This is a genomic window from Cryobacterium sp. HLT2-28 (assembly GCF_004402495.1).
GTDB lineage: Bacteria > Actinomycetota > Actinomycetes > Actinomycetales > Microbacteriaceae > Cryobacterium > Cryobacterium mannosilyticum.
This window is the reverse complement of record NZ_SOFH01000018.1, coordinates 276,895-300,800: the sequence shown is the minus strand read 5'-3', so window position 1 is coordinate 300,800 and position 23,906 is coordinate 276,895. Positions and strand designations below refer to the sequence as shown.

At 70.4% G+C, this 23,906-nt stretch carries 21 protein-coding genes; 9 read left to right on the top strand and 12 right to left on the bottom strand.

Going from position 1 to position 23,906, the window contains the following annotated elements; all coding sequences use genetic code 11:
• The first annotated feature begins 2 nt into the window (after window positions 1-2).
• The gene (locus E3O48_RS09030) at window positions 3-1,016 is read left to right on the top strand and encodes a hypothetical protein (protein ID WP_134538153.1); all 1,014 of its coding nucleotides are present in this window, start codon (window positions 3-5) and stop codon (window positions 1,014-1,016) included.
• A 23-nt stretch (window positions 1,017-1,039) separates the two neighbouring features.
• Complete coding sequence (locus E3O48_RS09025) at window positions 1,040-2,590, top strand: succinic semialdehyde dehydrogenase (protein ID WP_134538151.1); 1,551 nt, start codon at window positions 1,040-1,042, stop codon at window positions 2,588-2,590.
• Here the strand turns inward: E3O48_RS09025 and ppk2 are convergent.
• Window positions 2,587-3,513: a polyphosphate kinase 2 gene (gene ppk2, locus E3O48_RS09020; protein WP_134538149.1), complete on the bottom strand. Its 927-nt coding sequence runs from the start codon at window positions 3,511-3,513 to the stop codon at window positions 2,587-2,589. The genes E3O48_RS09025 and ppk2 overlap by 4 nt on opposite strands.
• A 159-nt stretch (window positions 3,514-3,672) precedes the next feature.
• Between ppk2 and E3O48_RS09015 the strand changes: the two genes are divergently transcribed.
• Window positions 3,673-4,440, top strand: coding sequence for an IclR family transcriptional regulator (locus E3O48_RS09015; protein ID WP_134538147.1), 768 nt, complete (start codon window positions 3,673-3,675; stop codon window positions 4,438-4,440).
• Between the two features lie 6 nt (window positions 4,441-4,446).
• On the opposite strand, the gene E3O48_RS09010 is transcribed toward E3O48_RS09015, so the two are convergent.
• The gene (locus tag E3O48_RS09010) at window positions 4,447-4,839 is read right to left on the bottom strand and encodes a Sec-independent protein translocase TatB (protein WP_134510622.1); all 393 of its coding nucleotides are present in this window, start codon (window positions 4,837-4,839) and stop codon (window positions 4,447-4,449) included.
• A gap of 86 nt (window positions 4,840-4,925) precedes the next feature.
• Here E3O48_RS09010 and E3O48_RS09005 point away from each other — a divergent pair, with 86 nt between their 5' ends.
• Window positions 4,926-5,558 (top strand): O-methyltransferase, encoded by a 633-nt coding sequence (locus E3O48_RS09005; RefSeq protein WP_134538145.1) that lies wholly within the window; start codon window positions 4,926-4,928, stop codon window positions 5,556-5,558.
• A gap of 104 nt (window positions 5,559-5,662) precedes the next feature.
• Here the strand turns inward: E3O48_RS09005 and E3O48_RS09000 are convergent, their stop codons facing one another.
• The 3 genes from E3O48_RS09000 to dapE form a co-directional block, all read right to left on the bottom strand.
• Window positions 5,663-5,839, bottom strand: coding sequence for a DUF3117 domain-containing protein (locus E3O48_RS09000; RefSeq protein ID WP_134510620.1), 177 nt, complete (start codon window positions 5,837-5,839; stop codon window positions 5,663-5,665).
• Between the two features lie 63 nt (window positions 5,840-5,902).
• Window positions 5,903-7,141: a mannosyltransferase family protein gene (locus E3O48_RS08995; protein WP_241982465.1), complete on the bottom strand. Its 1,239-nt coding sequence runs from the start codon at window positions 7,139-7,141 to the stop codon at window positions 5,903-5,905.
• Window positions 7,117-8,211 (bottom strand): succinyl-diaminopimelate desuccinylase, encoded by a 1,095-nt coding sequence (gene dapE / locus E3O48_RS08990; RefSeq protein ID WP_134538143.1) that lies wholly within the window; start codon window positions 8,209-8,211, stop codon window positions 7,117-7,119. The genes E3O48_RS08995 and dapE overlap by 25 nt, the downstream gene beginning before the upstream one ends.
• 17 nt (window positions 8,212-8,228) lie before the next feature.
• On the opposite strand from dapE, the gene dapD reads away from it, so the two are divergent.
• Complete coding sequence (dapD, locus tag E3O48_RS08985; protein WP_134538141.1) at window positions 8,229-9,209, top strand: 2,3,4,5-tetrahydropyridine-2,6-dicarboxylate N-succinyltransferase; 981 nt, start codon at window positions 8,229-8,231, stop codon at window positions 9,207-9,209.
• Between the two features lie 44 nt (window positions 9,210-9,253).
• Window positions 9,254-11,854 (top strand): penicillin acylase family protein, encoded by a 2,601-nt coding sequence (locus tag E3O48_RS08980; protein WP_134538140.1) that lies wholly within the window; start codon window positions 9,254-9,256, stop codon window positions 11,852-11,854.
• A gap of 86 nt (window positions 11,855-11,940) precedes the next feature.
• Here the strand turns inward: E3O48_RS08980 and E3O48_RS08975 are convergent, their stop codons facing one another.
• From E3O48_RS08975 to E3O48_RS18005, 4 genes are all read right to left on the bottom strand, one after another.
• The gene (locus E3O48_RS08975; RefSeq protein WP_134510616.1) at window positions 11,941-13,251 is read right to left on the bottom strand and encodes a citrate synthase; all 1,311 of its coding nucleotides are present in this window, start codon (window positions 13,249-13,251) and stop codon (window positions 11,941-11,943) included.
• Between the two features lie 214 nt (window positions 13,252-13,465).
• Entirely contained in the window at window positions 13,466-14,569 is a 1,104-nt protein-coding gene (gene dapC, locus E3O48_RS08970; protein ID WP_255453741.1) for a succinyldiaminopimelate transaminase, read from the bottom strand.
• Between the two features lie 7 nt (window positions 14,570-14,576).
• Complete coding sequence (gene fdxA, locus E3O48_RS08965) at window positions 14,577-14,894, bottom strand: ferredoxin (RefSeq protein WP_134510615.1); 318 nt, start codon at window positions 14,892-14,894, stop codon at window positions 14,577-14,579.
• 36 nt (window positions 14,895-14,930) lie between these two features.
• Window positions 14,931-15,938, bottom strand: a complete 1,008-nt coding sequence (locus E3O48_RS18005) for a hypothetical protein (RefSeq protein WP_241982464.1) — start codon at window positions 15,936-15,938, stop codon at window positions 14,931-14,933.
• Between the two features lie 146 nt (window positions 15,939-16,084).
• On the opposite strand from E3O48_RS18005, the gene efeU reads away from it, so the two are divergent.
• From efeU to efeB, 3 genes are read left to right on the top strand one after another with little or no spacing between them, the layout of a single operon-like run.
• Window positions 16,085-16,942 (top strand): iron uptake transporter permease EfeU, encoded by an 858-nt coding sequence (gene efeU, locus E3O48_RS08955; RefSeq protein WP_134510614.1) that lies wholly within the window; start codon window positions 16,085-16,087, stop codon window positions 16,940-16,942.
• Window positions 16,943-16,992: 50 nt separating this feature from the next.
• Window positions 16,993-18,162 carry an iron uptake system protein EfeO gene (gene efeO / locus E3O48_RS08950; protein ID WP_174774777.1) on the top strand — a complete coding sequence of 390 codons (1,170 nt, stop codon included), beginning with the start codon at window positions 16,993-16,995 and terminating at the stop codon, window positions 18,160-18,162.
• Entirely contained in the window at window positions 18,162-19,487 is a 1,326-nt protein-coding gene (efeB, locus tag E3O48_RS08945) for an iron uptake transporter deferrochelatase/peroxidase subunit (protein WP_134538136.1), read from the top strand. The genes efeO and efeB overlap by 1 nt, the downstream gene beginning before the upstream one ends.
• A 26-nt stretch (window positions 19,488-19,513) precedes the next feature.
• Here the strand turns inward: efeB and E3O48_RS08940 are convergent, their stop codons facing one another.
• The 3 genes from E3O48_RS08940 to E3O48_RS08930 all read right to left on the bottom strand — a co-directional run bounded on the left by E3O48_RS08940 (window position 19,514) and on the right by E3O48_RS08930 (window position 23,865).
• Window positions 19,514-19,975 (bottom strand): hypothetical protein, encoded by a 462-nt coding sequence (locus E3O48_RS08940; protein ID WP_134510612.1) that lies wholly within the window; start codon window positions 19,973-19,975, stop codon window positions 19,514-19,516.
• Window positions 19,976-20,088: 113 nt separating this feature from the next.
• Complete coding sequence (gene typA, locus E3O48_RS08935; RefSeq protein ID WP_134510611.1) at window positions 20,089-21,999, bottom strand: translational GTPase TypA; 1,911 nt, start codon at window positions 21,997-21,999, stop codon at window positions 20,089-20,091.
• A gap of 201 nt (window positions 22,000-22,200) precedes the next feature.
• The gene (locus tag E3O48_RS08930; RefSeq protein WP_134510610.1) at window positions 22,201-23,865 is read right to left on the bottom strand and encodes an ABC transporter family substrate-binding protein; all 1,665 of its coding nucleotides are present in this window, start codon (window positions 23,863-23,865) and stop codon (window positions 22,201-22,203) included.
• Window positions 23,866-23,906: the final 41 nt, after the last annotated feature.

Here is a 23,906-nt window from a genome sequence, read left to right as displayed (position 1 = left end):
CCGTGCCAGAGCGCCGTCGGCCCCTGGTGTCCACCCGGATGCCGGTGCTGCTGCTGCTCGCCGGCCTCCTCGCCGGCACGTCCGGTTGCGTGAGCGCGCCCGACCGGCCCGGAACGCCGACCATCACGGGTGCGACCCCGGTTGCCGCCCCGGCCGGCCTGCCGCCCGGTGTGACCGTGCGGATCTACCAGACCCGGTTCGATTACGCAGACCGGGTGCTCGAGCTCAGCGTCAGCAATGCCGCCCGGGCGCCGCTCGACCTGCGCTCCGCCCGTTTCGATTCCAGCCGGTTCACCGCCGCAGCAGGCTGGTCCGGCGGGCTGCGGCTCGAACCGGGACTGACCCGCGATCTGCGGGTGCGCCTGGCCGCCGCCGTCTGCGCGCCGTCGCCGGCAGCGACGTCACCGACACCGCCGCAACCGACACCGACACTGCTGCCGCCGGCACTGATGCCGACACCGACGGACACGGTCACCCTCGCCTGGGCCGAGCCGGGTGCCGGCGCCGGCACCAGCACCAGCACCAGCACAGCGACGGTGCCCGCGACGGACGACACCGGGGCCCTCGACCGGATCGAGGGCGAGGACTGCCTGGCCGGCGCGCTGACCCGGCTGCTCCGCATCGATGTGGCCCCGGAGCTCCGCGTCGACGGCGCGGGGCCGGCCTCCGCCGCCTGGCTCGACCTCACGCTCACCCCGACCGGCGCGCCGGGCGCCGTCACCGTCGACCGGGCAGGCTCGACGCCGCTCCTCGCCTCCGCAGACGGGCTCGACTGGCCGCTCGGGCTGACCGTGGACGCGGCCACGCCGCCGACCCGGGTCGCGCTGGGCCTGCGCCCGACCCGCTGCGACCCGCACGCCGTCGCCGAGGACAAACGCGGCACCGTGTTCCCGCTCACCGTGCGCGTCACGGCCGGGCCCGGCTCCCCGGAGCGCGCCGGAGACTGGGACCTGGCCGTCGATGATGCGCTGCGCGCCCGGCTCTACGCCTGGATCGCCGACCGCTGCGGCTACTGAGTGCCGCGGCCTAGACTGGCCGGATGTCCGCCTCCCCGCTGTCCCCGTCGTTCATCGCCGACGCCCACCGCGACATCATCGCCAGCACCGGAACCACCGTGCCGGTGACCATGCCGTTCACCGGTGAGGTGCTGCACGAGCTGCCGCGGAGCAGCCCCCGGGACGTGCAGGATGCCTACGCCAGCGCCCGGCTGGCCCAGCTCGCCTGGTCGCGCGCCGGGTTCGCGCACCGCCGCCGGGTGCTGCTGCGCGCCCACGACCTGCTCCTCGACCGCGCCGGGCTGCTCCAGGACGCGGTGCAGTCGGAGACCGGCAAGACCCGCGGCCAGGCGTTCGAGGAGGTCTTCCAGGCCGCCGGGGTCACCCGGTTCAACGCCCTCGCCGCCCGTGGGGTGCTCCGCGGGGGCCGCCGCCACTCGGCCCTGCCTCTCGTGGTGACCACCCGGGTGCGCTACCGGCCCAAGGGGGTGGCCGGGGTGATCACGCCGTGGAACTACCCGCTCAGCCTCGCCGCGATGGACGTCGTCCCCGCCCTCGCCGCCGGCTGCGGCGTGGTGCAGAAGGCCGACGACCAGGGCGCGCTGAGCATCCTCGCCCTCCGCCGGGCGTTTATCAACGCCGGAGTCCCGGCCGGGCTGTGGGCCGTCGTCACCGGCGAGGGTGCCGTCATCGGCACCGCCGTCACCGAGGAGGCCGACTACGTCTGCTTCACCGGGTCGACCGCGACCGGGCGCCGGGTCGCCGTCCAGGCGGCCGGCAAGCTGACCGGGGTGTCGCTGGAACTCGGCGGGAACAACCCGCTGATCGTGCTCGACGACGTCGACCCGGCCCGCGCCGCCGCCGACGCCGCCAATGCCTGCTTCTCGGCGATGGGCCAGCTCTGCGTGTCGATCGAGCGCATCTACGTGCAGCGCGGCGTCGCCGCGGAGTTCCTGCGCGAGTTCAGCCGGGTCACCGGCGCCCTCCGCCTCGGCGCCGGCTTCGACCATTCCGCGGATGTCGGTTCGCTCACCTCCCCTGCCCAGCTGGAGCGCGTGCGGGCGCACGTCGAGGACGCCGTCGCGAAGGGAGCGTCGATCGAGGCGGGCGGTCGGGCGCGTCCCGACCTCGGACCGTTCTTCTTCGAACCGACCGTGCTCACCGGCGTCACCGCGGCGATGGACTGCTTCGCCTCAGAGACGTTCGGACCGGTGGTCGCGGTCTCGGTCTTCGACACGGAGCAGGAGGCGATCCTCGCCGCCAACGACAGCGAGTTCGGCCTCAACGCCTCCGTGTTCTCCGGCTCGACCCGGCGCGGCCTGCGACTGGCCGGGGCGATCGAGGCCGGCAGCGTGAACGTGAACGAGGGCTACCGCGGGTCGTTCTCCTCGGTCGCCGCGCCGATGGGCGGGCTCAAGCAGTCCGGTCTCGGACGGAGGAACGGCCCGGAGGGCCTGCTCCGGTTCGTGGACGCGATCACCATCTCCCGGGCGACCGGCCTGCTCCAGCTGCCCCGGACCGGGCGCGAGTTCGAGGCTCTGACCGGCCCGATGCTGGTCCTGGCCCGCGCGCTGAAGACCCTCCGCCGGCGTTAGGGCGTCGCGTCCGTCGACTCCGTGGACTCCGTGGACTCCGTGGACTCCGTGGGAGCCGTGGGAGCCTTGGGGACCTTCGGCTGCCCATGCGGTTTCGGCTGTCCGGCGGCGACGGCGACGTCCGCCGCATGGTCCCGCACCGGGCGGTTCAGCTCGCGCGGCGGCCGCTCGTAGTCCGACCCGGTCGGCCGGTGCGGGATCTTCACGGCCGGCGGCTCTCGGTGCTCGTACGGCACGATCGACAGCAGGTGGTTGATCATGTTCAGGCGGGCTGCGCGCTTGTCGTCGCTCTCGATCACCCACCACGGCGCCTCGGGAATGTCGGTGTGCACGAACATTTCATCCTTCGCCTTGGAGTAATCGACCCATTTCGTGATCGACAGCAGGTCGGTCTCGGACAGCTTCCACCGGCGCATCGGGTCCTTCTGCCGCGACCGGAACCGAGCCTCCTGCTCATGGTCGGACACCGAGAACCAGTACTTGACCAGCAGGATGCCGTCCTCGACCAGCATCCGCTCGAACAGGGGCGCCTGGTGCAGGAACCGGCGGTACTCGTCGGGCGTGCAGTAACTCATCACGCGTTCGACCCCGGCGCGGTTGTACCAGGACCGGTCCATCAGCACGATCTCGCCCGTGGACGGCAGGTGCTCCACGTACCGCTGGAAATACCACTGGCCGCGCTGCCGCTCGGTCGGGATCGGCAGGGCCACGATCCGGGCGCTGCGCGGGTTGAGGTACTCGGTGACCCGTTTGATCGCGGAACCCTTGCCGGCCGCGTCCCGGCCCTCGAAGATCACCACGACCCGGGCCCCCGATTCCTTGACCCACTGCTGCATCGACACCAGGTCGGTTTGCAGGCGGCGGAGCTCCGCCTCGTACAGCGCCTTGTTCATACGCTTGACCGTCACGGGTTTGTTCGTCATCGGCACCTTCCCTGGCTTCAGCGTAGCGCCCCGGGATTCCACCGCGGTGGAGATGTGTGACCGCGGCCAGGCGTCCCCGGGATTCCTCCCACGCAACCCCTATCCGGTTCTGATCCCCCTGTCTATCCTGTTTCGAATAGTCACCCGTGCGGGAGCCAGATGCCACAGGATCGCCAGACCCTCATTTCCTCCGTGCAGCGCGCGTTGAAGCTGGTCGACATCGTCGCCACCGCCGCCCGGCCGCTGCCGGTCAAGGCCGTCGCGAACGCGGCGGGGCTCAGCCTCGGCACGGCCTACAACCTCACCCGCACCCTGGTGCACGAGGGGTACCTGGCCGCCGAGCCCGACGGGCTGGTGCTCGGCCATCGCTTCCCGAGCCTGCGCGGCGCGGACCACGCCGGGGTCTTCCTGGCCCGGGTGCGGCAGACCCTGCGGCGCGTCGCGGAGGAACAGGATGCGACGGCGTACCTGGCCCGGTTCAGCGGCGGAGATGTGAGGCTGATCGACATCGTCGACCAGACCGGGGCCCCCCGGCCGGAACTCTGGTCCGGGCTGGCCGACGGCGCCCACGCGACCGCCCTCGGCAGGCAGATCCTGGCCCAGCTGAGCCGCGAACAGCGGGCCGAGTACCTCACCCGGCACCCGCAGGTGCGGTTCACCCCGCGCCTGGGCTCCAGCCGGCGCGTCGTGCTGAACCATCTCCAGCGCGGAGCCGAATCCACCGCCGACCGGGAAGCGTACCGGCTGAGGCATTCCTGTGTCGCCGTTCCGGTGCGCGCGCCCGGCGTGATCGCTGCCCTGGCCGTCACCGTCTCCGGCGACCGCCTCGACTCCGGGCTGGAGGCGATCACCCACCAACTCCGGGATGCCGCGACCGCCCTCGCGCATCAGCTCGGCGCCGGGGCCCGGACCACGTTCAGCGCGTAGCCGAGGTCAGGTGGCTTCGGAGTCGAACGGTGCGGGCTGCGCCGCGGCGAGGGCCGCCTCGCGGGCGCGCTTGCGCTGCAGGTACGCGCCGTCGGGGTTCGGGCCGGCCCGGGTCACCGTCGCCGACTGGTCCTTCACCGCTCCGTCGTCGTCGATCAGTGCCTCACGGATGATGCGGCGCGGGTCGTACTGTCGCGGGTCGAGTTTCTTCCAGTCGACGTCGTCGAACTCGGGGCCCATCTCGTCGCGCATGCGCTCCTTGGCCCCGTTCGCCATGTCGCGGAGTTGCTTCACCAGGCGCGCCAGCTGGGCCGCGTAGTGCGGGAGTTTCTCCGGTCCGAGCAGGAAGACGGCGACGATCCCGATCAGGAGGATCTTCTCGAACGTCAGACCAAACATTCCCTCAGAATAACCCCCGGCGAGGCCTCCCCCGACCAGAGCGGACCCGGCCTTAGGCTGGACCCAATCACCAACTGGAGTTGCGCTTGTCTGACAAAGATCTGAACTGGAAGTTCTCCGACGATTCCGTCGTCGAGTCCGACGCTGTGGCCCGGGCCAGGCAGCAGTCCCTCGAGCTGGGAATCGACGCGATCTCCCCTGCCGTCGGCGCGCAGTCGGCCGTGATCGCGGCCGCGACGGGGGCCCGCAGCATCCTCGAGGTCGGCACCGGGGCCGGCGTCTCCGGGATCTGGCTGCTCACCGGCGCGCCCGGCGCCACCCTCACCTCGATCGACACCGAGGTCGACCACCAGCAGCACGCGCGTGCCAGCTTCGCCGAGGCCGGCATCCGCTCGAACCGGGTGCGCCTGATCACCGGCAAGGCCGCCGAGGTGCTGCCGCGGATGAACGAGAACTCCTACGACATCGTCTTCGTCGACGCCGACCCGCAATCGGTGATCGAGTACGTCGAGCACGGCCTGCGCCTGGCCCGCCCGGGCGGAACGGTGCTCGTCGCCCACGCACTCTGGCGCGGACGGGTCGCCAACCCGGCGCAGCGCGACGATGTCGCCACCGGCTTCCGCACGCTCCTGGCCGAGATCGCCGGTTCCACCGCGGTGATCAGCGCCCTCACGCCCGTGGGCGACGGCCTGCTCCAGATCACCAAGATCCGGGCCTGACCGGCCGCGTCCGGGCCAACGAGTCCGGGCCAACCCCGCCGCACACCCTCGTCCGGGCAATAAAAATCGGCCGCGCAGCACTGCTGCACGGCCGATCGATAAGGCTATACGGTCGACTGGACCACGCCGGCAAGGGCGTCGTGAAGCTCTCTGGCCTCGGCGTCGTTCACAGAGACGACAAGTCGGCCTCCACCTTCGAGCGGAACACGCACGATGATGAGGCGCCCCTCCTTTACAGCCTCCATTGGCCCGTCTCCGGTCCGTGGCTTCATGGCCGCCATGAACTCCCCTTCCATTCATTCGTCTGAACTTCCATTATCGACCATTACCGCCCCAGACAGTAATTAGGGTGGTGTCCAGTCCGCTCCGTCGACCCCCCAGCAGAGCAGGAGCCAGCCCCACTGGCCAGCGATGGCGAGCAGCACGAGCGCCACCCGGTAGACCGGGTTCTTCGGCACGGCGGCGGCGCCCAGCAGCGGGAACAGCGGCATCAGCAACCGGAACGTGCTCGACTGCGGGAAGAACACCGCGAGCAGGTACAGCCCGTAGGCTGCCAGCCAGAACCGCAGGTCGACGCCCAGGCGGCGCACCGGCGGCGAGAACAACAGCGCCGTGAAGCCGACGATCAGGGCGGCGACGACGGAGATGCCCAGCGGCGTCCCCAGCCACCACACGCCGCTCTGGAACCACGCGGTGAAGGGCACAAGCTCCTGGTAGCCGATGTACGCCGACCGCCAGGCCAGCTCGGTGTCGGTGTACGCCGTGACCGACCCGGTCGCCGCCCAGGCGATGAGCGGCCAGGCCAGTCCGCTGGCCGCGCTGAACCCGGCGACGGATGCCGCGACCACCCGCTCCCGGACCGGGAACGGGTCCCGCTGCCGGCCCAGCCGGCGCTGAACCAGGTGCAGTCCCATGGCCAGGGCGAAGGCGAGCCCGCTCGGACGGGTGAACGCCATCACGAGGATCACCGGGAACAACAGCACATACCGCCGCTCGAGCAGCAGGAGCAGGGCGAGGGTGAGGAAGAACAGGTACATCGACTCGGCGTAGCCGAACTGCAGGATCGGCGACAGCGGCGCGACGCAGAACAGCACGGCCGCGAACAGCGCCGCCGGCGCGTCCAGCACCCGCAGCATCAGCCGGTAGAACAGCAGGGCGCTGCCGAGGCTGAAGCCGAGCGAGACGAGCACGGCCATCGGCGCCCACGGCTGGTCGAGCACGATCATCAGCAGGCGCACCACGGCCGGGTAACCCGGCATGAACGCCCAGGCGTTCTCCGCGACGTGCCCGTCGATCGTGACCGGGAGCACGGACGGGTAGCCGGCGACGGCGACGATGTTGTACCAGCGTCCGTCCCAGATGTTCGCGAAGTCGGAGTACCCCGGGCTCGCGGCCGTCCACGGGTTCGCACCCTGCACCCGGGCGAGCAGCAGCACCAGCGTCGTCGTCACGACCCGGGAGGCCGCCCAGATCATCGTGACCCTGGCCCACCACGGAACCGGGCGCAACCGGGCGGTCAGCCTGCCGGGCCGGGCCGGACGGGCCGGTGCGCCGGGCTTCAGCCGGCGGATGCGGTCAGCCACGAACGCAGGCCGTCCTCGCACTCCGTGATCTGGTGCAGGGCGACGCGTTCGTCGTCCGCGTGGGCCTTCAGCGGGTCGCCGGGGCCGTAGTTCACCGCGGGGATTCCGAGCGCGGAGAACCGCGCGACATCCGTCCAGCCGTACTTGGGCCGCGCCGTCCCGCCGACGGCGACGAGGAAGTCCTGGGCCAGGACCGCGTCGAGGCCGGGCCGGGCCCCCTCGGCCAGGTCGACGACCGTGATCTCGTAGTCGCCGAACAGCTCGGTGAGGTGCGCGAGCGCTTCGGCGCCCGACCGGCTCGGAGCGAACCGGTAGTTGACGTGCACCATGCATTCGTCGGGGATGATGTTGCCGGCGATGCCGCCGCTGATGCCGACGGCGTTCAGGCCCTCGCGGTAGACGAGTCCCTCGACCTCGACCTCGCGGGCCTGGTATCCGGCGAGCACGTCGAGGATCGGCGCGACCTTGTGGATGGCGTTGTCGCCGACCCAGCTGCGAGCCGAGTGCGAGCGCAGCCCGAAGGTGCGGATCTCGATCCGCACATTGCCGTTGCAGCCGCCCTCGACCTGGCTGTTGGTCGGTTCGCCGAGGATGGCGAAGTCGCCGGCGAACAGGTCGGGGCGGTTCCGGGCGAGCCGGCCGAGGCCGTTGAGGTCGTCCGAGACCTCCTCGTGGTCGTACCACATCCAGGTCACGTCGACGGCAGGGTCGGTGAGCTCGGCGGCCAGCTTGAGCTGCACGGCGACGCCGGCCTTCATGTCGACCGTGCCGCGGCCCCAGAGGTAGTCCACCCCGTCCAGGGTCTCGAACCTGGTCGGCAGGTTCCGGTTCAGCGGGACGGTGTCGATGTGGCCGGCGATGACCACCCGTTGCGCCCGGCCGAGGTTCGTGCGGGCCACGACGGTGTCGCCGTCCCGGATGACCTCGAGGTGACCGAGCCCGGCGAGGGCGTGTTCGATGGCGTCGGCCAGCACCGTTTCATTGCCGGACACCGACTCGATATCGCAGATCGCCCGGGTGACGTCGATCGAGGAGGCGGACAGGTCCAGAGTCACGAGGTTGAGAGGCACCCTACTAATCTAGAGCCATGATCACCGCAGTGTCCCCGCAGTCCACCGTCCCCGCCAACGCCTGGGGGTACGGCCTGGCCACCGTCGCCGGTGACGGCACGGTGCTGGACACCTGGTTCCCGGCCCCCAGCCTCGGCACACTGCCGCCGGGGCGCGACCGCTGGATCGTGCCGTCCGAGCTGGAGGAGTTCGCCGGCGACGACGCCCGACGGGCCGTGCGGATCGAGGCCGTCACCGTCGAGATCGACCTGGCCGCGGCCCCGACCGGCACCTCGGATGCCTACCTCCGCCTGCACCTGCTCTCCCACCTCCTCGTGCGTCCCAACAGCATCAACCTCGACGGCATCTTCGGACACCTCCCCACCGTGGCCTGGACCACTGCCGGCCCGATGCTGCCCGCCGACTTCGCCCGGCTCCGCCCCGCGCTGCAGCGCGCCGGCATCCAGGCCACCGGGATCGACAAGTTCCCACCGCTGCTGAACTACGTCACACCTGACCGGGTGCGGATCGCCGACGCGTCCCGGGTGCGCCTGGGCGCCTATCTCTCCCCCGGCACCACGGTCATGCACGAGGGCTTCGTCAACTTCAACGCCGGCACGCTCGGCACGTCGATGGTCGAGGGCCGGATCTCCCAGGGTGTCGTCGTCGGCGACGGCGCCGATATCGGCGGTGGCGCGTCGATCATGGGAACGCTGTCCGGCGGCGGCACCGAGCGGGTGTCGATCGGCGAGCGTGCGCTGCTCGGCGCCAACTCCGGTGTCGGCATCTCGATCGGCGACGACACCGTGGTCGAGGCCGGGCTGTACGTGACCGCCGGCACCAAGGTCGCGCTGCCCGACCAGCCGCGCACCGCGGACGGCAAGGCCCGCACGATGAAGGCCGTCGAACTCTCCGGGGTGCCGAACCTGCTCTTCCGCCGCAACTCTGTCTCCGGGGCGGTCGAGGTGCTCCAGCGCAGCGGAACCGGCATCCTGCTGAACGAGCAACTGCACGCCTGACCGGCCCCCGCCCGGGAGTACGCTGCCAGTCACAAAGGAGTGATGTGGGAACCGACGCACCGCGCAGCAGGCGCCACCGCAGGATCAGGGCCGCCCTCGCCGTGCTCGCCGTCGCGCTCAGCCTCGCCCTGGTCGGCACCGGCCTGGGCGTGTGGACGGTCGTCCGCTCCTTTCCCGCCCTCTCCGGGCAGGCCACGCTGCCGGGGCTCGACGCCGACGTGACCGTGTACCGCGACCAGGCCGGCATCCCGCAAATCCTGGCCCGCAGCGCCGGCGACCTGTTCATGGCGGAGGGCTATGTGCACGCCCAGGACCGGTTCTGGGAGATGGACTTCCGCCGGCATGTGACGAGCGGGCGGCTCTCCGAGCTGTTCGGCAAGAGCCAGGTCGGCACCGACACCTTCATCCGCACCCTCGGCTGGCGTGCCGTGGCCGAGCGGGAGGTGGCGCTGCTCGACCCGGTCACCCTCGGCTACTACCAGTCCTACGCCGACGGGGTGAACGCCTACCTGGCCGGGCACCGCGGCGCCGACCTCTCCGTCGAATACGCGGTGCTCGCCCTGCAGAACCCGGGCTACACCCCGGAGCCGTGGACGCCGGCCGACTCCGTGGCCTGGCTCAAGGCGATGGCCTGGGACCTGCGCTCCAACCTCGACGACGAGATCGACCGGGCCATGCTGGCCGGCAGCCTGAGCCCCACGGAGGTCGCCCGGCTGCATCCGGACTACCCGTACACCGCGCACCCGACCATCGTCGGCGGGATGCCGGCCGGCGCCGCGGGGGCCGTTGCGGCATCCGTCACCCCGCCGCCCGTGCCGGCGGCTCCCGTGCCGGCCGGCGCGGAGAAAGCATTGGCGTCGTCGCTGAGCGGCCTGCACGACACGCTCACGGCCGTGCCCGAGCTGCTCGGGCCGGCCGGCGGGGAGATCGGCTCCAACTCCTGGGTCGTGTCGGGGGCGCACACCGCGACCGGCAAGCCGATCCTCGCCAACGACCCGCATCTGGGCGCCGTGATGCCGTCGGTCTGGTACCAGGTGGGGCTGCGCTGCGAGTCCGTCACCGCGGACTGCCCGTTCGACCTGGCCGGCTACGGCTTCTCCGGGCTGCCCGGCATCATCATCGGCCACAACGCGAGGATCGCCTGGGGCTTCACCAACCTGGGCCCGGATGTCGCCGACCTCTACCTCGAGAAGGTCACCGGGGACAGCTACGAGTACGACGGGGCCGCCAAGCCGATCCAGGTGCGCACCGAGAAGATCAGGGTCGCCGGCGGCCCCGCGGTGAAGATCCGGATCCGGTCGACCGAACACGGCCCGATCGTCAGCGATCTGGAGGGCAGCGCCTTCCCCGCCATCGCCGCCGACTACCCGGAGGCGGTCGACCTGCCGCCGGCCACCGCGGAGACGGGCTACCAGCTGTCACTGCAGTGGACGGCCCTGACCCCCGGGCGCACCGCCGCCGCCATCTTCGCGCTCGGCGCCGCAACCGACTGGGCGAGCTTCCGGCAGGCGGCCTCCCTGTTCGACGTGCCGTCGCAGAACCTGGTCTACGCCGACGTCGACGGCAACATCGGCTACCAGGCGCCCGGCCTCATCCCGATCCGCCGGGCCGGCGACGGCACGGTCCCGGTGCCCGGCTGGACCAGCCAGTACGGCTGGGACGGGTACATCCCGTTCGACGCGCTGCCCCAGACGCTGAACCCGGCCAGCGGATTCATCGTCACGGCCAACAACGCCCTGGTCGGAGCCGACTACCCGTACCTGATCACCAGGGATTGGGACCTCGGCTACCGGGCGACCGAGATCACCGCCCGGCTGCAGGCGCTGATCGACCACGGCACGCCGATGACCCCGGCCATGATGAGCGAGATCCAGGCCGACACGTTCAGCCCGCTCGCCGCCCGGCTGGTGCCGGTGCTGCAGGCGCTCAAGCCGACCGGGCAGACCGAACAGACCCGGGCCGCCCTGGCCCTGTTCGACGGCTGGGACTACCGGTTGGAGAGCGACAGCGCCGCCGCCGCGTACTTCAACATCGTCTGGCGGAACCTGCTGGTCGACCTGTTCAACAAGAAACTGCCCGAGTCCACCTGGCTCACCGGCGGCGACCGGGCCTACGCGGTCGTGATCGCCCTGCTCGACGAGCCCGACTCGCCCTGGTGGAAGAACGCCAGGGTCGGCTCGGCCGGACGGGACAGCATGCTCCAGCGGGTGCTCAAGCAGGCCGCCGTCGAGGGCGAGCGGCTGATGGGGCCGGATGCCACCACCTGGCGCTGGGGCAGCATCCACACCCTCGAGGTCACCAACGCCAGCTTCGGCAAGTCGGGCGTGGCCCCACTGGAGTGGCTGTTCAACCGGGGCCCGTACGAACTGGCCGGCGGATCATCCGTCATCGATGCGGTCGGCTGGGACGCCACGGCCGGCTACACGGTCGACTGGGTGCCCTCGATGCGCGAGGTGGTCAGCCTGGCCGCCTGGGACGACTCGACCTGGCTGAACCTGACCGGCAGTTCAGGTCACGCATTCCACCCGAACTACGCCGACCAGACGGCGCTGTGGCAGCACCAGGAGACCAGGCCCTGGCTGTTCTCCCTCGCCGCCGTGCGCGCGGCGGCGACGGACACCCTGAAACTCCGGGCGGGCCGGTAGCCCGCCCGGAACGACTCAGCGTTTCGGAACGACTCAGCGCCGCGGAATGACTCAGCGTTTCGGAACGACTCAGCGCCGCGGAACGATCAGCGCGTCGGGAAGTCGCGCTCCGGCGAGCCGATGTACAGCTGCTGGGGACGGCCGATCTTGGTCGTCGGGTCCTCGTTCATCTCACGCCAGTGCGCGACCCAGCCGGGCAGGCGGCCGATGGCGAAGAGCACGGTGAACATGCTCGTCGGGAATCCCATCGCCTTGTAGATGACGCCGGTGTAGAAGTCCACGTTCGGGTACAGCTTGCGTTCCCGGAAGTAGTCGTCGTTCAACGCGATCTGCTCGAGTTCCTTGGCGATGTCGAGCAGGTCGTCCTTGACGCCGAGCGCGGCGAGGACCTCGTCGGCGCTCTCCTTGACCAGGGTGGCCCGCGGGTCGTAGTTCTTGTAGACCCGGTGGCCGAAGCCCATCAGGCGCACGCCCTGTTCCTTGTTCTTGACCCGTTCGACGAACTTCTCCACGCCCTCGCCGGAGGCCTTGATCTCGCCGAGCATCTTGAGCACGGCCTCGTTCGCGCCGCCGTGCAGGGGCCCGGAGAGGGCGTTGATCCCGGCGGACACCGACGCGAACAGGTTCGCCTCGGTCGACCCGACGAGGCGCACGGTCGAGGTCGAGGCGTTCTGCTCGTGGTCCTCGTGCAGCATCAGGAGGCGCTCGAGCGCCTTGCTCACGACCGGGTTCACCTCGTAGGGCTCGGCCAGGGTGCCGAAGATCAGCCGGAGGAAGTTGTCGACGTAGCCGAGCGAGTTGTCGGGGTAGAGGAAGGCCTGGCCGATGCTCTTCTTGTACGCGTAGGCCGCCATCACCGGAAGCTTGGCCAGCAGGTGCACCGTGGCCAGCTCGACCTGGATCGGGTCCTTCGGGTCGAGCGCGTCCTGGTAGTACGCCGCGAGGGCGGAAGTGCCCGACGACAGCACCGACATCGGGTGCGCGTTGTACGGCAGCACATCGAAGAGGCGGCGCAGGTCTTCGTGCAGCAGGGTGTGCCGGCGGATCCGCTGGTCGAAGGCGGCGAGCTCGCTCGCACTGGGCAGTGCGCCGTAGATCAGCAGCCAGGCCGTCTCGAGGAAGTTGGAGTTCTGGGCGATCTGTTCGATCGGGTAGCCGCGATAGCGGAGGATGCCCTTTTCGCCGTCGATGAACGTGATCGCCGACCGCGTAGCCGCGGTGTTCACGAACCCGGAGTCGAGGGTGATCAGGCCGGTCTGGCGGGTGAGGCTCGAGATGTCCAGGCTGGACGCGCCGGCCGTGCCGCGCACGATCGGGAAGTCCGCCGACCCTCCGGGGAAGGTCAGCCTGGCCTTTTGCGGATCGATGGACGGCGTTCGCTGTGCGGTCTCGCTCACGGCGGCTCCCTGGGTATCACTGAGTGTCACTGAGTATCACTGCCTCTCGGCGCGCGGTCTTCTACACAGCACACCGGTGTGGCTGGAGACGTCAACGCTGATACAGCCTAATCGGCCCGACCGCCTACTGTTGCATCCGATAGGAATGCCCGGGTTTCGTTGGTGATTGTCCACAAGCCCCGGGTTGGCACCCCCGGAGCCGCGCGGCGCGCGCTCATCCGGCGCCGAGGCGGCTCGCGGCGGCGGCTATCCGCTCATCGGTGGCGGTGAGGCTGAAGCGCACGTACTGCGCGGAACCGGCGCCGTAGAACGGGCCGGGGCCGGCCAGGATGCCGAGGTCGGCGAGCCGCCCGATCGAATCCCAGGCGCCGCGCCCCTCGGTCGCCCAGAGGTACAGCCCGGCCTCGCTCCGGCTGATCCGGAAGCCGGCCGTCTCGAGCGCCGGCAGCAGCAGCATCCTCCGGGCCCGGTACCGTTCCTTCTGATCGGCCACGTGGGAGTCGTCGCCGAGGGCGGCGACCATGGCGGCCTGGAGCGGGGCCGGGAGCATCAGGCCCGCGTGCTTGCGCACCGTGAGCAACCGGCCGAGAACGGTGGCGCAGCCGGCGGCGAACGCACCGCGGTAGCCGGCCATGTTCGACTGCTTGCTGAGGGAGTAGATGGCGAGCACGTCGCGGCGGTCGGTGCCGATCACGCGGGGGTCGAGGATGCTGGGGATCGGCTCGTTCGCCCACTGCCCGGCCCAGCCCAGTTCCGCGTAGCACTCGTCGGAGACGATCACCGCGCCGAGCGCCCTGGCCCGTTCGACCGCCCGGCGCAGTTCGGCGACCGTCAGCACGCGCCCGTCGGGGTTGCCCGGGCTGTTCAGCCAGACCAGCTTCGTCGTGGCCGGCCAGCCGGCCGGGTCGTCGGAGGCCACGGCATCCGCCCCGGCCATGGCCGCGCCGATCGCGTAGGTGGGGTAGGCCGCGACCGGGTGCACGACGGTGTCGCCCTCGCCGAGGCCGAGCATGAACGGCAGCAGGGCCACCAGCTCCTTCGACCCGATGGTGGGCAGCACATTGGCCTCGGTGAGGCCGGCCACGCCGCGGCGGCGGGCGTACCAGTCGATGATCGCCCGCTGCAGCTGCGGGGTGCCCGCGGTCTGCGGGTAGGCGTGCGCGTCGGTGGCGTCGGCCAGGGCCTGCCGGATGACCGCGGGTGTCGGGTCGACCGGCGAACCGATCGACAGGTCGACGATGCCGCCGGGGTGCGCGCGGGCGCGCTCGGCGAAGGGGACCATCTGGTCCCACGGGTAGTCGGGCAGCGGCCTCCGCACGGGCCGGCTAGACCTGCGGGGGAAGGACGGCGATGATCGGGTGGTCCTTGTGGATCACGCCGACCTTGGCCGCTCCGCCGGGAGATCCGACGTCGTCGAAGAACTCGACGTTCGCCTTGTAGTACTCGGCCCACTGTTCGGGCACGTCGTCCTCGTAGTAGATCGCCTCGACCGGGCAGACCGGTTCGCAGGCGCCGCAGTCGACGCATTCGTCGGGGTGGATGTAGAGCGAACGGTCGCCCTCGTAGATGCAGTCGACGGGGCATTCGTCCACGCAGGCGCGATCCTTCACGTCCACGCACGGCAGGGCAATGACGTAGGTCACGGGTGACGAGCTCCCTTCACGAGCGGAACTGCAATTCTATGCCGTACCGCGGCGGCCCGGAATCCGCGGCCAGGCGAGCACGATGGTGGCGACCAGGGTCGGACCCACCGTCCAGAGGGTGCCGGGCAGCCCCTGCGGCACCAGCACGGAGCCGCCCTCGCTGCGCAGCGACAGCAGGAAGATCGTGCCGAGCAGGCCGATCGCGGCGAGCAGCACGACCAGCCGGTCCCCCACGACCAGGCGCAGGCCGGCCAGCAGGGCGGTCACTCCGGCGAGCGCGAGGACGAGGCCGATCGGGATGGTGACCGGGCCGAGCACGATCGTCGCCTGGTGCGCGATCGTGCCGAGGACGCCGAAGGCAACCCCCACCACGAAGGCGAGCAGGCCAGCCAGCGCCCGGGCGCCCGGGCCGGGAGGGACCTCCGCGGCGTGCTGCGCCTGCGGCGGCGGAAGGCGCAGGTAGGTCTCGGTTCCGCCGACGACCGTGCCTGCACCCGCGGCGGCGGCGCCGGCCGGCGGTGTCACGGGGACGACGGTGTGGCCGGTCACACTCCAGCGCCCCGGATAGGCGTAGATGGCTGCGAGCTTCCGCTCCACCTGGTCGCTCACGTCGATCGCGATCAGGCGCTGGCCGATCGCGCCGGAGACGCGCTTGCTCTGGAAGACGGGGATGCCCGCCGCGTGAGCGGCATCGGTCGCCGCGGCCTGCAGCCGGGCGTCGTCGGTGCCGAGCACGAGCGCGGTGGCCTCCACCTCGAGCAGCACGTCGGCCACCTGGGCGGTCAGGGCGTCGGGGTCATGGCCTGCGGCCGGGCGGGCCAGCATCCGCCAGTCGCTCACCCCGAGCCCGCCCAGGGCGGCCCGCACGTCGGCGCTGTCGGCGGTGTCGTCGCCCGTGTCGCCGTGGGTCCTGGCGCCGAACAGCACCACGACCTCGGCGCCGTCGGAGCGGAGGCGGGCGATGGCGCCGCCGGTGAGCAGCGCCTCGTCACCGGGGCGGTCGTGCACGAAGAGGACGCTCTCTCCGCTGCCGGACATGACCATGCTGGGCTCCACTAGGTAGCTGACGGGCAGACACCCACGGAAGAACACTAGCTGGACACGGCGGTCCCGGCGAAGTTAGAGTACCTTAGTTAGGTAAGCCTAACCATCCCGTGCTCGCTGCTCCCCGACCCCGACCAGGAAGTCCCGTGCTCGCAAATTATCTGATCGGCCTCCGTGAAGGCCTCGAAGCGGCGCTGATCGTGACCATCCTCGTGGCCTACGTGGTCAAGATCGACCGCCGTGACGTGCTGCGCCGGATCTGGCTCGGCGTCGGCCTGGCGGTACTCCTTGCCCTCGCGATCGGCGCCGCCCTCACCTTCGGCACCTACGGGCTCTCCTTCGCCGCCCAGGAGACGATCGGCGGCATCCTGTCGATCGCCGCCACCGGCCTGGTCACCTGGATGGTGTTCTGGATGCTGCGCACCGCCCGCGACCTGTCCGGCCACCTCCGCGGCAGCATCGACCGGTCCCTGCTCGGCACCGGGCTCGGCCTCGTCGTGGTCGCGTTCGTCGCCGTCGGCCGGGAGGGAATCGAGACCGCCCTGTTCATCTGGGCGGCCGTGCAGGCCACCGGGGAGACCGCGCTGCCCCTGCTCGGCGCCGCCCTGGGCATCGTGACCGCGGTCGGCCTGGGCTGGCTGGTGTATTCGGGGATGCTGCGGATCAACCTGGCGAAGTTCTTCACCTGGACCGGCGGCATCCTCATCGTCGTCGCCGCCGGGGTGCTCTCCTACGGGGTGCACGACTTGCAGGAGGCGGGGGTGCTGCCCGGGCTGCACAGCCTCGCCTTCGACGTGAGCGCGGCGATCCCGCCCGACAGCTGGTACGGAACCCTGCTCAAGGGCACCCTCAACTTCTCCCCGGTGACGACCTGGCTCGAACTGGCCGTCTGGACGGGGTACACCGCGACCTGCCTCACCCTGTTCATCCGGGCGAGCCGAGACCAGCGCCGGGTGCGCCCCGCACCCCGCCGGTCGGCACCGGCCACCGTGCCCGCCCGCTGACCGGCGGCATCCCCTACTCCCCCGTTCCCTCCCCAGCAAGGATCTCCCTCATGCGTGCTCGCTTCCCCCTGCTCGGACTCGCCTCGGCGGCCGGCCTCCTCGCCCTCACCGGCTGCGTGCCCAACGCCGGCGCCCCCGGTTCGTCCCACGCCGCCCTGACCGTGGACAGCAGCGCCACCGCGTGCACCGTCTCCGCCGACGAGGCCCCCGCCGGCAACGTGCGATTCACGGTCGCCAACTCCGGCGACCAGGTCACCGAGTTCTACCTGCTGGCCGACGACGGGCTGCGCATCGTCGGCGAGGCGGAGAACATCGGGCCGGGCCTCAGCCGCGACCTGGTCGTGCAGCTGCCCGCCGGCAGCTATTTCACGGCCTGCAAGCCGGGCATGACCGGCGACGGGATCGGCAAGGCCGAGTTCACGGTGACGACATCGGAGGGCGCGGCCGGAGCCAGCGTCGATCTGGCCGCCCGGATCGAGACGGCCAACACCAACTACGCCGCCTACGTCAGGGACCAGGTCGCCCAGCTGGTCACCGGCACCGCCGCGTTCGCCGCCGCGTACACGACCGGCGACGCGGACGCCGCCCGCGCCCTGTACGCCCCGACCCGAGCCCACTGGGAACGGGTCGAGACCATCGCCGAGTCGTTCGGCGACCTGGACCCGAAGCTCGACCTGCGCGAGGCCGACCTCGAGGAGGGGCAGGACTGGACCGGCTGGCACGCGATCGAGAAGGACCTCTGGCCGGCGGATGCCGAGGCCGGCTTCACCGCGTACAGCCCGGACGAGCGGCAGCGCCTGGCCGGTCTCCTCGTCGCCGACACCGCCACCCTGAACGACAAGGTGCAGGACCTCCACTTCACCCTGGCCCAGCAGACGAACGGGGCGATCGGGCTGCTCGACGAGGTCTCGACCGGCAAAGTCACCGGCGAGGAGGAATTCTGGTCGCACACCGACCTCTCCGACTTCCAGGCCAACGTCGACGGCGCATCCGTGCTCTATGCCGGGGTGCGGGACATCCTCGTCGAGAAGGACGCGACACTAGCCGAGCGGCTCGACCGGGAGTTCGCGGCACTGCAGGAGCTCCTGGACGCCCAGCGCGCCGGGGACGGGTTCCGGCTTTACACCGAGCTGTCCCCCGCCGAGATCCGGGCGCTGGCCGACCAGGTCAACGCCCTCAGCGAGCCGCTGAACCAGCTCACCGCCACCCTGGTGCTGTGATGACCCGCACCGACCCCGGGGCCGCCCCCGAACCCACCGCTCCGGGGGCCGACCCCGTCGCCCGGCCGGAGCCGCGCGGACTCTCCCGCCGAGGCCTGCTCGGCCTGGCCGGGGCGGGCGTGGCCGGGCTCGGGCTCGGCGTCGGCGGCGACCGGGCGGTGCAGGCCGCGGTCGCCGTCGCGAGCCCGGCCGCCGCCTACCCGTTCTACGGCGCCCACCAGGCCGGCATCGTCACCCCCGCCCAGGACCGCCTGCACTTCGCCGCGTTCGACCTCGCACCGGACGCGACGCGCGCCGATCTCATCTCCCTGCTGCGGGACTGGACCGCCGCGGCGGCCTCCCTCACCGCGGGGGCGGCGATCGGCCAGTTCGGTGCCGCCTCCGGGTCGTACGACGCCCCGCCGGAGGACACCGGCGAGGCGCAGGGGTTGCCCGCCTCCGGCCTGACCATCACGTTCGGCTTCGGCCCCACCCTGTTCGAGACGGCGGCCGGCGCCGACCGGTTCGGTCTGGCCTCCCGCCGCCCGCCCCTGCTCGTGGACCTGCCGCACTTCCCGGGGGACCTGCTCGAGGAGGGCCGCAACGGCGGGGACCTCTGCATCCAGGCCTGCGCCGACGACCCGCAGGTGGCCGTGCACGCCATCCGCAACCTGTCCAGGATCGCCTTCGGCCGGGCCTCCCTCCGCTGGTCCCAGCTCGGGTTCGGCCGCACCGCGTCGACCAGCATCAGCCAGGCCACCCCGCGCAACCTGTTCGGGTTCAAGGACGGCACCGCGAACATCAAGGCCGAGGAGCCCGCAGTGGTCGACGAGCAGGTCTGGGTGCCGGCCGCCGACGGGCCGGCCTGGCTGGCCGGCGGCTCCTACCTGGTCGCGCGGCGCATCCGGATGACGATCGAGGCCTGGGACCGCACGATCCTGCGCGAGCAGGAGGCGGTGTTCGGCCGCACCAAGGGCGAGGGGGCGCCCCTGTCAGGCGGCACCGAGTTCACCGAACCGGACTTCTCCCTGGCCGGACGGGGCGACGCGCCCCTGATCGACGCGGCCGCCCATGTTCGGCTCGCCCACCCCCAGCAGAACGGCGGGGCGCGGATGCTGCGCCGCGGCTACAACTTCGTCGACGGCAACGACGCGCTCGGCCGCCTCGACGCCGGACTGTTCTTCATCAGCTTCCAGCGCTCACCCGAGCAGTTCAGCCGGGTGCAGCTCAGCCTGGCCCGCCACGACGCCCTGAACGAGTACACCCGCCACGTCGGCAGCGCGCTCTTCGCCGTGCCGCCGGGCGCCCGCCGCGGCAGCCACATCGGGGCCGCCCTCTTCGCCTGATCCACTCGGCGAGAGTGAGGGAGAGGTCAGGCGACGGGGGTGACCGTGTAGAGGAGGCCGTCGGTGTTGCCGACGACGACCACGGTGACGTTCGCGTTCTTCATCGCCACGACCCCGGCGGTGCCGACGGATGCCGACGGCGACTCATCGAGCACGAACCCCGCATCCGTCAGCGTCGTCTTCACCTCGGCCAGCGGATCGGCGGCGTCGGACTTCACGGTGACCACCCAGGTCCGCTTGCCGTTCTCGGTCTTCGTGGCGCCGAAGAGCAGCTTCCCGTCGACCACCGGCACCTCGGCCGGCCAGCCGGACGGCAGCTGCCCGGCCAGGCTCACGTCACCGCCGGTCGCCCCCTGCACGGCGCCGTTGACCGCGCCGCCGACCGCGTCGGCCGAGCAGCCGGCCAGCAGCGGTCCGGCGAGCACGGCCGCGGCCACCGCCGCGATGATTCGGAGTCGGGAGGTGGTCGGTTTCAGCGCGGTGCTCATGAGGCGATGCTACGTCACGCGCCGCCTCGCCTCCCAACCCGGGCGCGAAAACGCCGGTGGCGCCGCCCCGGACGAATCCAGGACGACGCCACCGGCGACGAGAGGAGCGAGGGCTAGTTCGCGTCCTGCTTCTTCAGGCGCGAGGTCTGGCGCTGGCGGGCGGATGCCGCGAGCTCGACCTTGCGGATGCGCACCATCGCCGGGGTGACCTCGACGCACTCGTCTTCGCGGGCGAATTCGAGGCATTCCTCGAGCGTCATCTGCTTCGACGGGGTCATCGACTCGAAGGTGTCGGAAGTGGACTGACGCATGTTGGTCAGTTTCTTCTCCTTGGTGATGTTGACGTCCATGTCGTCGGCGCGCGAGTTCTCGCCGATGACCATGCCCTCGTAGACCTCTTCGGTCGGGTTGACGAAGAACGACATCCGCTCCTGCAGGGCGATGATGGCGAACGGGGTGACCACGCCGGAGCGGTCGGCGACGATCGAGCCGTTGTTACGGGTGACGATGTTGCCGGCCCAGGCCTCGTAGCCGTGGAAGATCGCGTTGGCGATACCGGTGCCGCGGGTGTCGGTGAGGAACTGGGTGCGGAAGCCGATCAGGCCGCGGGACGGAACGATGAATTCCATCCGGACCCAGCCGGTGCCGTGGTTCGCCATGTTCTCCATCCGGCCCTTGCGGGCAGCCAGGAGCTGGGTGATCGCGCCGAGGTATTCCTCGGGCGAGTCGATGGTGAGGTGCTCGTACGGCTCGTGGATCTTGCCGTCGACGCGGCGCACAACGACCTGCGGCTTGCCGACGGTGAGCTCGAAGCCCTCGCGACGCATCTGCTCGACCAGGATGGCGAGGGCGAGTTCGCCACGGCCCTGGACCTCCCAGGCGTCGGGGCGTCCGATGTCGACGACCTTGAGCGAGACGTTACCGATGAGCTCGCGGTCGAGGCGGTCCTTGACCATGCGGGCGGTGAGCTTGTGGCCCTTGACCTTGCCCATGATGGGCGAGGTGTTGGTGCCGATCGTCATCGAGATGGCGGGCTCATCGACCGTGATGGTCGGCAGCGCGCGGGGGTCGTCGGGGTCGGCGAGGGTCTCACCGATGGTGATGTCCTCGAAGCCGGCGACGGCGACGATGTCGCCGGGGCCGGCGCTCTCGGTCGGGTAGCGGTCGAGGGCCTTGGTGATCAGCAGCTCGGTGACGCGCACGTTGTGCACGGAACCGTCGTACTTGATCCAGGCCACGGTCTGGCCCTTGCGGATGGTGCCGTGGAAGATGCGGAGCAGGGCGAGACGGCCGAGGAACGGCGACGCGTCCAGGTTGGTCACGTGCGCCTGCAGCGGGTGCTCGTCGTCGTAGACCGGGGCCGGGATGTGCTCGAGGATCGCTTCGAAGAGGGGCTCGAGGTCGTCGTTGTCGGGCAGCTGGCCGTTCTCGGGCTGGTTGCGGCTCGCGGCGCCGTTGCGGCCGGAGGCGTAGACGACGGGCACGTCGAGGATCGCGTCGAGGTCGAGGTCGGGGTAGTCGTCCGCCATGTCGCTGGCCAGGCCGATCAGAAGGTCCTGGCTTTCTTCGACGACCTCAACGATTCGAGCGTCGGGACGGTCGGTCTTGTTGACCAGCAGGATGACGGGCAGGTGCGCCTCGAGTGCCTTGCGCAGCACGAAACGGGTCTGCGGCAGCGGGCCCTCACTGGCGTCGACGAGCAGCACGACACCGTCGACCATGGACAGGCCGCGCTCGACCTCGCCACCGAAGTCGGCGTGGCCGGGGGTGTCGATCACGTTGATCGTGATCGGTCCGTCGGTGGCGTGGATGCCCTTGTACGAGACCGCCGTGTTCTTGGCGAGGATCGTGATGCCCTTTTCGCGCTCGAGCTCGTTGGAGTCCATGGCGCGTTCTTCCACGTGTGAGTGGTCGGCGAACGAGTTGGTCTGCTGGAGCATCGCGTCTACCAGCGTGGTCTTGCCGTGGTCGACGTGGGCGACGATTGCGACATTTCGGAGGTTATTGCGCGTGGCAATCGCCATGAAGTAAATCCTTACGAAGAATGATGTCGCAGAGTACCGCATGCGACGAAGAATGGATGTGTGTGGGCAAAGTCCGACCCAACGGATAATCCTACCGCACTCTCCCTGCCCGGAGCCTGAGAGCGCCAGGTGCGGCCGGAAACGCCGAAGCGGGGCGGGAACCGAAGTCCCCGCCCCGCCGTCGTGCCCGAGGGCTGGTGCCTACTTCTTCCAGCCGACGACGGTCCAGTCGACGGTCTGGAACTGGGTCGCGCCGTAGTTGACGAGCCCCTTCTTCACCGCGTACACGTTCGGCAGCGGCGCCAGCGGGATGATCGGCACGTAGGCGGCGAGCACCTTGTCGATCTTGTCGGCGATCACCAGGCGCTTGTCGGCGTCGAGTTCCTTGTTCGCCTCCTTGAACAGTGGGGCCAGCTTCTTGTCGGTGATTCCGGTGAAGTTGGACTCGCTCTTCACGGGCGAGAACAGGGCTTCGCTCGAGGAGATCGGGAACGCGGTGCCCTGCCAGGAGAAGCTGGTCAGCTCGAAGTCTCCCGGGATGATGTAGTCGGAGAAGTACTTGGCCGACGGGACCTCGTTGAGCTCGACGGTGATGCCGACATCCTTGAGGTCGGCCTGCACCTGCACGGCGCGCTGCTTGTTGGTGGGGGTTTCGGCCGGAACGGTGATCGAGAGCGTGAGCGGCTTGCCGTCCTTCTCGCGCACCCCGTTGCTGCCGGCCGTGTAGCCTGCCTCGTCGAGCAGTTTCTTCGCGGTCTCCACGTTGAAGCCGATCGCGGCGCCCACGTTGTCTTCGAAGCCCTTCTGGCCCGGCATGAAGATGTAGGAGCCCTGGGTGGTCGCGTCGACGCCGACCGGGGTGTTGGCCGACTCCGAGATCAGCTGGCGGTTGATCGCGTGGCCGATGGCGCGCCGCAGCTTGACGTCGGCGAGCGGCCCCTTGGCGCCGTTCATGGTGACGTGCGTCCAGGTGAGCCCCCCGGATGCCTGGATCTCGGCATCCGCCCGCTTCTTGGCGGTCTGGTAGGCGTCGGCGTTGGAGGAGATGTAGAGCACATCCGTCTCCGAGTTGCCGAATGCCGTGCCCTGCGAGGATCCGCTGACGACCTTGACGATGACGGTGTCGAGCTTGGGGGTTTCACCCCACCACTTCGGGTTGCGGACCAGGGTGACGACCTGGCCGGTGGTATCGATATTCGAGATCATGAACGGGCCGGAGGAGGGCAGCGCCTTCGACACGTAGCCCGTGTTGAAGACCTCAGGGTCGGAGGCGATCGCCGCGGGCAGCACACCCTGGACGCCGACGAGAATCGAGGCCCAGTCTGCGTTGACCTCGCTGAAGGTCACCTTCATGTCGAAGTCGGTGCCGGCCGACTCGATCGATTCGATCTGGTCCCAGATTGCCGTCGAGGCGGACGAGTAGGCCTCGTTGCTGCCGTTCATCGCCTTCCAGGTGGCTTCGTAGTCCTTGTAGGTGATCGGAGTACCGTCTTCCCAGACCGCCTTCGGGTTGAGCTTGATCTCGACGACCTGTGGGTCGTCGCTGGTCACCTCGACGCTGGAGGCGTAGTTCGGGTCGACGCTGGTCGTGCCGTCCTCCGTGATCCGGATCGGGCCACCGGTGGTGGGGGCGATGGTGTTGACCGTGTCGACCTCGTTGCCGTCGACCTCGTAGGTGTTCCAGTTGGCGGGCAGGGCGTTGATGGCGAGGTTCAGGGTTCCGCCGTCCTGCACATCGGCGGCGGCGGCGCTCTCCCAGGCTGTGGAAGGGAGGGCCTTGCTGCTCGATTGTGCGGGGCTGTCCTGTGCTGTGTTTCCGGGAGCGCATGCCGTGAGGAACAGGGCAGACGCACTCAGAACGGCCACTGCTGTGAATACAGTAGTTGTCCGTCTCATTGTGATTCTCC